The following is a 1,422-nucleotide window of genomic DNA, read 5'->3' on the forward strand; positions in this document are numbered from 1 at the left end:
CCGTCGGCGATGAGGACCGACCCCCGCACGAGGTCGGCGGGCACCGGCCCGTTGCCCGTCCCGATCTCGTTGGTGAGGTCTCCGGCGATCACCGCACCCTGGGAGAAGCCCAGGAGGATGTAGGAGGTGTAGGGGCAGCGGGCGTGCACCGCGGCGAGCTCGGCGCGGGCCCGGTCGGTGCCCTCGGCCCGGCTCTGGTCGTACGTGATCTCCTGCGGCCGTTGCGGATTCCGGAACTGGGCGACGTACGGGACCGTGAACACCTCGAGGCGCTCACCGGGATACTGCTGACTCAGCGGGTCGGTGATCGACCGGAGCAGCGCGTTGGGCAGGAAGGACGGCGCGTAGGGATCGTCGGCTGGGCTGCTCTCCCACGTCCCCGGCACGGCGACCATCTGGACGTCGGGGCAGTCCGCGGGCTGGGTCTGGGCGGGCACCTCGGGGCCTCGGCCCGGTCCCTCCCCGGGCCCGGTGGGGACTCCCCGGTTGCCGATCCACCACCCGATCCCCAGCACGAGCAGGACCACCAGGACGAGCGCTCCGAGCGAGCACCCGAGACGGCGGCCGCTTCCACGACGCGATCCACGAGCCATGTGACGAACTCCTTCCCGGACGCCCGACACGGATAGGCGGGCAGCCGACGACTCTTCCAACGGGCCAGGGGGCCTCCGGGTTCCCTCCGCGGCGCGGGGGTGTCACGGCTCACCCGGCGACGCCAGGCCTTGGCACCCCGCCCCGGAGCTCAGGGGCAGAGCTGACCGGCGGCGACGTCCACCACGATCCGGGAGAGCTCGTCCACATCGCGGTCCGAGTACCCGCCGACGGAGATCTGCCCGGCCACCGCGTCGGCGATGGTGGTGGTCTCCCCCGCGGCGCCGCCGGTGCTCCGGATCCGACAGATCGTGTTGCCCGCGGCGACGAGCGAGTCCGACATCGCCGCGGTGTCGATGCCCTTCGCCTCGAGGGCGGCCAGGTATCCGCGCTCGCGGGCGCCGACGATCGGCGCGGTGTAGCCCGGCGCGTCGGAGGCCACCGGCGCGGGGGCCTCGGTGAAACGCCCGGAGTCCTCGGACGCGGCGACGCGGGGCGAGGAGGTGCCCGCGCCCCCCGGAGGAGGTGCGACCGAACCGGAATCGGGGACTCCCGAGACCGTGGAGTCGCCGCCGCCGCAGGCCGTCGCCGTCCCCACCACGACGAGCAGCGCCGCCGCGAGCGCGGCACCCCGGCCTGTCACGAGATCTCCGCCCGACCGCCGGTCACGGTGATCCGGCCGCCCTCGAAGTCCATGACCTGGCCGTCCCGGGTGCTGCGGAGCGGGCCCGTCGGATACCCCAGCCGGCCGCGCTCGTAGTCGACCGTGCCCCAGGCGTCGAACACCGGCCCGCGGGGGATGACCTGCGCTCCCGTCCGCGACGACCAGTA

3 protein-coding genes are annotated in these 1,422 nt (G+C 74.2%); all 3 read right to left on the minus strand.

What is annotated here, in order from left to right; all coding sequences use genetic code 11:
* Positions 1–593 (minus strand): cutinase family protein (locus B4M60_RS01565; RefSeq protein WP_291079635.1); only part of this gene is annotated, 593 nt, incomplete at its 3' end.
* A gap of 149 nt (positions 594–742) precedes the next feature.
* Positions 743–1,234, minus strand: a complete 492-nt coding sequence (locus B4M60_RS01570; RefSeq protein ID WP_291079637.1) for a DUF732 domain-containing protein — start codon at positions 1,232–1,234, stop codon at positions 743–745.
* Positions 1,231–1,422: LGFP repeat-containing protein (locus B4M60_RS01575; protein WP_291079639.1), on the minus strand; the 192-nt coding region annotated here is incomplete at its 5' end. The genes B4M60_RS01570 and B4M60_RS01575, both read right to left, overlap by 4 nt.

The organism is Dietzia sp. UBA5065 (assembly GCA_002415925.1).
Lineage (GTDB): Bacteria > Actinomycetota > Actinomycetes > Mycobacteriales > Mycobacteriaceae > Dietzia.